The organism is Microcystis sp. LEGE 08355 (assembly GCF_015207185.1).
Taxonomy (GTDB): domain Bacteria; phylum Cyanobacteriota; class Cyanobacteriia; order Cyanobacteriales; family Microcystaceae; genus Microcystis; species Microcystis panniformis.
In genome coordinates, this window is record NZ_JADEXI010000163.1 from 1 (window position 1) to 8,527 (window position 8,527).

At 42.9% G+C, this 8,527-nt stretch carries 7 protein-coding genes; 5 read left to right on the plus strand and 2 right to left on the minus strand.

The features are described from left to right. Positions 1-508 (minus strand): RNA-guided endonuclease TnpB family protein (locus IQ242_RS10430; protein ID WP_193959919.1); only part of this gene is annotated, 508 nt, incomplete at its 3' end. A gap of 90 nt (positions 509-598) precedes the next feature. On the opposite strand from IQ242_RS10430, the gene IQ242_RS10435 reads away from it, so the two are divergent. Further along, on the plus strand, positions 599-1,861 hold the full coding sequence (locus IQ242_RS10435; RefSeq protein ID WP_193959920.1) for a pentapeptide repeat-containing protein: 1,263 nt from the start codon (positions 599-601) through the stop codon (positions 1,859-1,861). 52 nt (positions 1,862-1,913) lie between these two features. Here the strand turns inward: IQ242_RS10435 and IQ242_RS10440 are convergent, their stop codons facing one another. Then, the gene (locus IQ242_RS10440) at positions 1,914-3,110 is read right to left on the minus strand and encodes a homocysteine biosynthesis protein (protein WP_193959921.1); all 1,197 of its coding nucleotides are present in this window, start codon (positions 3,108-3,110) and stop codon (positions 1,914-1,916) included. A gap of 202 nt (positions 3,111-3,312) precedes the next feature. On the opposite strand from IQ242_RS10440, the gene IQ242_RS10445 reads away from it, so the two are divergent. The 4 genes from IQ242_RS10445 to IQ242_RS10460 form a co-directional block, all read left to right on the plus strand. Then, positions 3,313-4,239, plus strand: a complete 927-nt coding sequence (locus IQ242_RS10445; RefSeq protein ID WP_190358462.1) for a class I SAM-dependent methyltransferase — start codon at positions 3,313-3,315, stop codon at positions 4,237-4,239. A gap of 14 nt (positions 4,240-4,253) precedes the next feature. Next, the gene (locus tag IQ242_RS10450) at positions 4,254-4,907 is read left to right on the plus strand and encodes a HupE/UreJ family protein (RefSeq protein WP_193959922.1); all 654 of its coding nucleotides are present in this window, start codon (positions 4,254-4,256) and stop codon (positions 4,905-4,907) included. A gap of 321 nt (positions 4,908-5,228) precedes the next feature. Continuing rightward, a complete protein-coding gene (locus IQ242_RS10455) occupies positions 5,229-5,843 on the plus strand; it encodes a Uma2 family endonuclease (protein WP_193959923.1) in 615 nt (204 codons plus the stop codon). Between the two features lie 203 nt (positions 5,844-6,046). Further along, positions 6,047-8,527, plus strand: a 2,481-nt coding sequence (locus IQ242_RS10460; protein WP_193959924.1) for a glycerol-3-phosphate acyltransferase, incomplete at its 3' end; no start/stop codon positions are given.

Sequence of the window (8,527 nt, forward strand, 5' to 3'; positions counted from 1 at the left end):
TTGGGTCATCAAATCTAATTGAGATATGCCAACGTCCAGAAGGATGTAATCTGACTGTTACTGTGCTTGGTTCACAGCTTTCTGGTATTTGTCTTGACCATCGAATAGGTAAAGGTTCTGTGCATTTAGCTAAATAGATTTGTCTGTCTTTAAATTTAAAAGCAGATTTGGTAAATTCGGCACTTCCTCCCTGATGTTTTTTCTTAAAGTTAGGATACTTAGTACGACCAGCAAAGAAGTTAGTAAAAGCTGTTTGTAAATGTCTTAACCCTTGTTGTAAGGGTACACAGCTTACTTCATTGAGAAAGTTTAATTCTTCTTGCTTTTTCCAATCAGTTAGCATTGAAGAAGTTTCAGCATATCCTACTCTTTCTTGCTTTTCGTACCAAGCTTGTGTTCGTTCGTGGAGAGCTTTGTTGTAAACTAATCTTACACAGCCCAAAGTGCGCCGCAATAGCGACTCTTGTTCGGGTGTTGGGTAAAATCGAAACGAATAGGCTTTTTCCATACCTCACGTTTTAGCATATATTTCGTAAATGTGCTAATATTTAACAGTAAAGCCGTCGTTCTACGACGGGGTTTCAGACCCAAATTTTCGATGAGCGATCGCAAAGACCCAGAAAAACTCGCCGCGGAAAATAGGGACGATAACCCCGAAAATAACGGTAAAGCCGGTTTATCGCCCCCCGATGCCTCCGAATACGTCTCCTCTTTATCTTCCCGTAATCCTCTGCGTCAGCGCATCCTAGTATTAAAAGATCTTCGACCGGGTAACGCGGGGTTATTACTGGCCCCCCTGATGGTGATGACCATCGGCCTCGTCTTTAGCTGGGACTGGTTAGGCTTTTCTGGGGCGATAGTAGCGATATTAATATCTTTACAGGTGATTTTACCCTCTATTCGCCAGTGGATCGCCCATTATCTCACCCCCTCTGAACGTCAGACCGTTTTCGCTTTTATCGTTTTTATAGCCGCTCTGGCCGGATTAGGGAAATATTTAGGAGTTTACAATCGCATATTGCGATGGTTAGAGAGTTTTAAATACGATGAGTTCGGTTCCTGGGCCGAGTGGGTGGGGGCCTTGGGACAGATTATGATCGCCGTGTTAGCCGTCTATGTGGCCTGGGAACAGTACGTTATTTCTAAGGATTTAACCATACAACAAAATCGCATTACCCAACAACAGACGATCGATTCCTATTTTCAGGGGATTTCCGATCTAGCCTTGGATGAGGAGGGATTTTTAGAAGATTGGCCCCAGGAAAGAGCGATCGCAGAAGGTCGCACCGCTTCCATCCTCAGCAGTGTCGATGCCTCTGGGAAAGCGAAAATACTGCGTTTTTTGAGTCAATCGCGGCTATTATCACCGATTAAACGCGATCGTTATCTGGGCCGACCGATTCTAGACGGGGAAGGGGGTTATGCGGAGGATCGAGAGTTCGGTACAAGAGTAGTACAATTGGGGGTAATGTTAGCAGGGGCCGACATTTCTGGACAGGATCTGCGCTGGACGGATTTAAGCGAAGCGAATATGGTGCGGGCCGATTTAAGTTATGGCGATTTGGTAAAAGCAAATTTATCCCGGACAATTCTCTACGAAGCCAATTTAAGAGGGGCAGATATCAAAGGGATGCGTTTATTTTATGGTTCCCTAGAAAATGCTACCCCCCGCAGTCGTACCGTTCCCCCCAATTATGACACTGGAGAACACACGGGAGCAGTGGTAGAAAATGTCAATTTTACCGGGGTGAAAAACATGAGCGAGGAACAACGTCACTATTGTTGTCGTTGGTGTGGGGAAAAGTCGCGGGCAACCATTCCGGGGGGATGTGCTGATATTGCCAATCTTTTGGGCCGATAATTAGGGTTGGCTGAATAATGGTAAAACCCTTGTTGGATAATATCTTTAGGCTTTACTCAATTGATAATTTTCCACCCCAACGATCCTGGGGGATAAAAGTCCGCTCTAGATTAATTTTTGCCACGGGTTCTGTGAGGGTAAATTCTCCCGATTCGATCAGTGCTTTTAATTCTAAAGCGGCTTCCCGGGCCAAGGAAATACTGGCCAAAGGAGCCACCTTAACACTTTTTCCCTCGATCATAATCCGACCGCTTTTTAGTTTAGCGTAGGTGATTAAACCAAAGGTAGGACGGACTCGCCGGGGAATAGAAAAATCCACCACTGGAGCGACAATTTCCTCATCTTTTACCGCACAATGTCGAACGATTTCCTCGCTTAAAATTGGAATCGGTACCGCTACTCCTAACATTAAAGAAGCCCCATAATTTTTGAAATAACAACCTCGCACCCAACGAGCATTCATTTGTTTCGCATCACCAATTAAGGCTAAGGTGGAAGCGGGGCCAATAGGAGTGCGATTTTGTAGGCGTTTTTGCAGGGGAAAATGTTGGGTTCCTTCCCAGGCAATATAACCGATTCCTCCTCCCAAAAAAAGGCGCGTACCGATGCCTATAGCCTCTAAATCGGGGTCATTTAACAGGGGAGAAATTGCGCCGGGGTTAGAATATACTGCATTACCTAATCGCGGCTGTAGTGGTCCCAAATAAGTATATAAAGTCCGCTCTCCCCCATTGACTCCGACGATAAAATTCTGGTAGAGATTGCGAGGATTAAAAAGATAAAATTGATTGATGGTATCCTTAGAAATAATCGTTTCAAAAGAAGTGCGAGGATAACAATCGGTAGCCTGGCCGACAGCGCGCAATTGAATCGATTTTCCGGCGATTAAATCCTCAATAATATGTCCGCCACCCCTTTCGGGATTTTCTGCCTCTAAATTCTCATTTTTGGCCGCTAGATCACTAATAGCACTGGCTCCTAAATATAAATCCACCGCCCCAAAACCGGCATAAGCAGGAATGCCATCTAACCAACATTGACGAATTTTGATCGGCGGATCCGTCTGACCTAAATTAATAATTGCCCCCGAAGATTCCATCGGTTCAAAAGTTCCTGTACAAACCACATCTACTTGGGAAAAAACCTCCTTAATTCCCATCTCACTCACGCGGCTTTTTAATTCCTCTACTGTCCAGACTACAGCCGTTTTTTTAGCAATTTTGTCGTTGATTTCAGCGATTGTTCTCATAAGAAAAATTGACCAGATGGTGGTTAGGGAGCTTTTTGCTGTGGTCAGTAAACAGTTATCAGATGTGAGTTTTCAGTCAGTGGTATTAACTGAGCAGTATTAAATGGCCATAACAGTGCTGTCTTTTCACCGATTACTGATTACTGATTACTGATTACTGTTATAAGATGAAAAAGGGAAAATTTACGATCGAAGCTTTTCTATGACAGTTACACCCGTTCCGGCCTCCTTTAATCCTGTTTCTGGTCTAGTTAACCGTATTCTCGGCATAAAACCGCTTTTTGACATCGCTCGCTATCAGGCGCGCAATATGATGATTAAAAGAGCCGAAAAACTAGGCGTACCTTGGCGAGAAACCGTCAAACAATGGCAGCAACGGGATTGGAGTCAGGAACTGCAAGCGGTAGAAAATCCCGATCTCGTCTATCCCGAATACTACGTTTGTTCTTTCCACGCTTACGAAAAGGGCAATTTAGACTGGTTGCCAGCCTTTGAGGTAGAATCTGCCGCCTATGCTGTCCATTCTACCATCTGGCCCGGGGCGGGGATGGACGGCGACCCGCGATTACGACGGGAATATCACCGGATATTAAAGGAGCAAATCAAGGCAGAAATTAACGATATTGTCGATTTAGGCTGTAGTGTCGGCATGAGCAGCTTCGCGCTGCAAGATACTTATCCGCAAGCGCGGGTAACTGGGTTAGATCTCTCTCCCTACTATTTAGCCGTTGCCCAATACCAGGCTCAACAAAAACAAAAGACGATTCAATGGCAACACGCGGCTGCGGAAAAAACTCAATTACCCAGTCAGTCCTACGATCTGGTATCTTCGTTTTTAATGTTCCACGAACTACCCCAACAGGCTACTAGAGAAATTTTCGCCGAAGCGCGTCGTTTATTGCGATCGGGGGGTTATTTGACGCTGATGGATATGAATCCGCGCTCGGAAATTTATCGAAAAATGCCCCCTTATGTCCTCACCTTACTCAAGAGTACCGAACCCTATCTCGATCAATATTTTACTCTCGATATCGAACAGGCATTAGTTGAAGCGGGGTTTCAAGCACCGATCATTACCCCCACCAGTCCCCGACACCGGGCGATTGTTGCGCGGGTTTCCGAATCATAATTTTGAGGTAATCAATGAAGATAATTTTTCGTCAAAGTTGGACAAAGATATTAACTATTGTCCCTCTCTTCCTGTTAATTTTTGCCAGCAAAACCCTTGCCCATCATGCCATGGGAGGGCAAACTCCTGATAATTTTTGGAACGGATTTTTATCGGGTTTAGCTCACCCGGTTATCGGTTTAGATCATTTAGCTTTTGTGGTGGCTAGTGGTTTAATTGCTGTGGGGATGGAACAGGGTTTATTAATTCCGATCGCTTTTGCAATTGCTACTTTAATCGGGACGGGTATTCATTTACAGGGAATAAGTTTACTTTTTCCTGAAGGAATTATTGCCCTTTCTGTGGTAATTTTTGGCCTAATTTTAACCCTGAGAAAAGGTTTACAAAATCATTCTAATCTCTATACGATCGCTCTGGCAACTCTGGCAATGATCGCAGGAATTTTCCACGGTTATGCCTACGGAGAATCCATTATCGGGGCGCGAGTTGCCGCTTTAGTTGCCTATTTAATTGGTTTTACCGTCATCCAATTAGCGATCGCATCTGGTGCTTTTTTCCTTGGCAGTGTCATCAAGGAAAAATTAGCCAAGCAAGCGACTCTAATTAGTAAGTTCATCGGATTGGCAATTATGGCGATCGGTACAACTTTTTTAGTGGGAGTTAAGTAAATTAATCTCGATGGGGCTAATTATTAATCGCTCTCTTGAGGTTATGGTGATCAGCAAATCCGATCGAAGAAAGGGCGTACATATACGCCCCCACCAATCAGAGCAGGTGCAATCTAGGGGCGCAGCATCGATAGTTTGATCGCAGATTGTTTGCAGATTGTCTAGAGAGTCTGTAGGGTGAGCATTGCTACTGTTTACTGTTCACTGTTCACAGCAGAAAACTCCCCACACCCCACACCCTGCCCCCAGAAAAAACTTTTTCGGCAAACCCTAAAATAGAGCCAAGGAAGTTAGTAGAGAGAGAATGCTATTTTGCCAGCTATGAGCCAAACCTTACCTAAAACTGTTAATTTCGAGGAATTCGTCCCTTGGCTGCCTGAAAATTCGGGAGTACGTTATGAGCTACACAAGGGAAATATTATTGAAATGGCACAACCCGCAGGAGAACACGAGGAAATCAAAGGATTTTTAACTGTTAAACTCAGTGGAATAATTGATAGACTGGGGCTTCCTTATTTAATTCCTAACCAAGCGATTGTCAGACCTACTGGTAAAAACTCTGGTTATTTTCCTGATGTATTAGTGCTAAATCGAACCAAGCTCGCTCAGGAAAAATTATGGAAAAAAGAATCAATCCTTAGTGAGGGTGCATCTATCCCTCTGATCATTGAAGTGGTATCGACTAACTGGCGTGATGATTACTACTTAAAATTTGCTGATTATGAAGAAATGGGTATTCCTGAATATTGGATTGTCGATTATGCAGCCTTGGGTGGGCGTAATTTTCTCGGCACTCCTAAACAACCGACAATCTCTGTTTGTTGCTTAGTTGAGGAAGAATATCAAATTCGGCAATTTCGAGACAGCGATTGCCTGATCTCCGAGACTTTCACCGAATTAAATCTCACTGTCAATCAGATTTTCTTAAGTCTGTAGGGTGTGCATCGTCCACCTTACTCTTGACGCTTTTTTCTTCAGTTTGAGGGGTTGATTTTGCCGCTTAAAATCCGCAATTATTGCCTTTATTTGCTCCATCTGCTTGGTTTTTAAGCCATTAATCTCAATTTATTCGATCGCTTTCGTGTTCATGTTCTCAAGGTCGTTACTAAGACAAGATCGTAAACTAAGACGCATTTTAAATGAGAGAAATTTGGGGTTCCCTATTTATTTTTTTAGTCTGTCCTATAATCGGGGGATTGCCTCTGATCGATTGGATAAATTATCTAGTAACTGGACGTAAATTATCCCAATTAGGTACTGGTAATATCGGTGTAACTGCCGCCTTTTACCATGGGGGTAAATTGGTGGGAATTTTGGCGGTAATTTCGGAAGCAGCCAAGGGAATTATCGTTATTTTCCTAACCCGTTTCTTTTTTTCCACCGGCTCCACTTGGGAATTATTAGCTTTAATTGCCTTAGTCGTGGGGCGCTATTGGTTAGGAAAAGGTGCAGGAACTACTAATGTTTTCTGGGGATTAATCGTTCACGATTTTGTCGCTGTTTTTCTCACCTCAATCATTAGTGGGATTAGCTTTACTATTTTTCGGGAAAAATCTACAGGTAGATTGGTAGGATTATTTTTATTAGCTTTAATTCTCACCTTGCGCCGTCCCCACGATTCAGGTTATATTATAACTGCCATTGCTTTAGCCTGTTTATTAGGGGCAATTTTTCAAAAAATCGCCGACGATTTAGACTTACCCGAAGCAAGTGTTAACAATGAATCAAAAACTATGTTTCGTTTTTTTCGTGGAGATCGATCGATCCAAACTCTTGATGACAATCTGGTTGCTTCAAAAGTGGGACAAAAAGCCGCCACTTTAGCCTATCTTAAGCGTGCCGGTTATCCCATTCCTAGGGGGTGGGTTTTACCACCGGGGGATGATCCACAACCGTTAATAGAATCTCTTAATCCTGATATTAATCATCCCTTAGTCGTGCGCTCTTCCGCTATTGGAGAAGATAGTGAAACTGCTTCATCTGCGGGACAATATACCACAATTCTTAACGTCATCGATCGAGAAAATTTAGCGGCGGCGATTTTAAGTTGCCAAACCTCCTATAATAGTCCTAATGCTGTTAATTATCGACTCGATCGAGGTCAAGAAAACACGGCCATGGCTGTGTTAATCCAAGAACAAATTCGAGGAGTTTTTTCGGGAGTTGCCTTCAGTCGTGATCCGATTAATCCTCTCAGTTTAGATGTAGTTATTGAAGCTTTACCTGGAGATGCCACCAGAGTTGTATCGGGAAGAATTACCCCCGAAAGTTATCGAGTTAATTTAGAAGAAAATATCATCATCGGAGCGGGAGATATTCCCCCTGCTATTATTCAACAGGTAGCTAATCTTTGTCGGCAATTAGAAAACCTTGATCATGGCATTCCCCAAGATATAGAATGGACTCATGACGGACGAAAATTATGGTTATTACAGTGCCGTCCTATCACTAATTTACAGCCAATTTGGACAAGAAAAATCGCAGCTGAAGTTATCCCCGGGGTGATTCGTCCTTTGCCTTGGTCGATTAATCGTCCTTTAACCTGTGGAGTTTGGGGAGATATTTTCCAGTTAGTTTTAGACAAAAAAGCCCTCGATTTGGACTTCAATGAAACAGCGACTTTACACTATCAAAGAGCCTATTTTAATGCTTCTTTATTAGGAAACATTTTCCGTCGCATGGGATTACCTCCAGAAAGCTTAGAATTCCTGACCAAAGGGGCAAAGTTTACCAAACCACCTTTAACGGCAACCATGGCTAATTCCCCTGGTTTATTAAAACTTTTAGGACGGGAATTACAGTTAGAAAAAGACTTTAGCCAAGATCAAAAAAACTATTTTATCCCGACGCTCAAAAAAATTAACGCTACTTCCCTAGAAGCTTTATCTTCTGGAGAGATTTTAGAGCAAATTGAAGAAATTTTAACCGTCTTAAAAAAAGCTACCTATTATAGTATTCTTGCCCCCCTTAGCTTCGCTTTGCGTCGCAGTATTTCCCGAGTACCTTTTGAGAAATTGGATAACTCCCAAGCACCAGAAATAGCCTCAATGCGATCGCTATCTGAACTGAGAAAAAATACGATCGATCGAGATTTTGACTCAGCTTTTTCCCTCTGGTTAGAAACCTACGGTTATTTAAGCGAAGTGGGGACTGATATTTCCATACCGAGATGGCGAGAAAATCCCCCATATCTGCTACAACTACCCTTAGATATTCCGGGCAATAATAGCCATAAAAAAGTCAAATCTTCCCACAATGTCCAAAAAAGATTAAATATCAAAAACCAGGTAACTGAAATTTACTCCCGTCTTTTAGCTCACCTACGCTGGCATTTTCTCGCTTTGGAAACCCTCTGGTTACAGCAGCAAATATTATCGGAGACGGGAGATATATTTTATCTAAATTACTCAGAAGTTACCCAGTTGGGTCAGAATAATAAAATCGCCAATCTTAACCAGATTATCCGTCAGCGTCGTCAACAATTCCAAGAAAACTCTCAATTAACCGATATTCCCTATATCGTTTATGGACAACCACCGAAAAGAGAATTTTTAGTTTCAAATTTAACTGCAAAAAAACGCTTACAGGGAATTGCCGCTAGTGGGGGGACAGTGGAGGGA

What these genes read in the sequence shown, in the direction of transcription:
- IQ242_RS10435 (WP_193959920.1), top strand. Translation starts at nt 599, where the DNA reads ATGAGCGATCGCAAAGACCCAGAAAAACTCGCCGCGGAAAATAGGGAC.
- IQ242_RS10440 (WP_193959921.1), bottom strand. Translation starts at nt 3,110, where the DNA reads ATGAGAACAATCGCTGAAATCAACGACAAAATTGCTAAAAAAACGGCT.
- IQ242_RS10445 (WP_190358462.1), top strand. Translation starts at nt 3,313, where the DNA reads ATGACAGTTACACCCGTTCCGGCCTCCTTTAATCCTGTTTCTGGTCTA.
- IQ242_RS10450 (WP_193959922.1), top strand. Translation starts at nt 4,254, where the DNA reads ATGAAGATAATTTTTCGTCAAAGTTGGACAAAGATATTAACTATTGTC.
- IQ242_RS10455 (WP_193959923.1), top strand. Translation starts at nt 5,229, where the DNA reads ATGAGCCAAACCTTACCTAAAACTGTTAATTTCGAGGAATTCGTCCCT.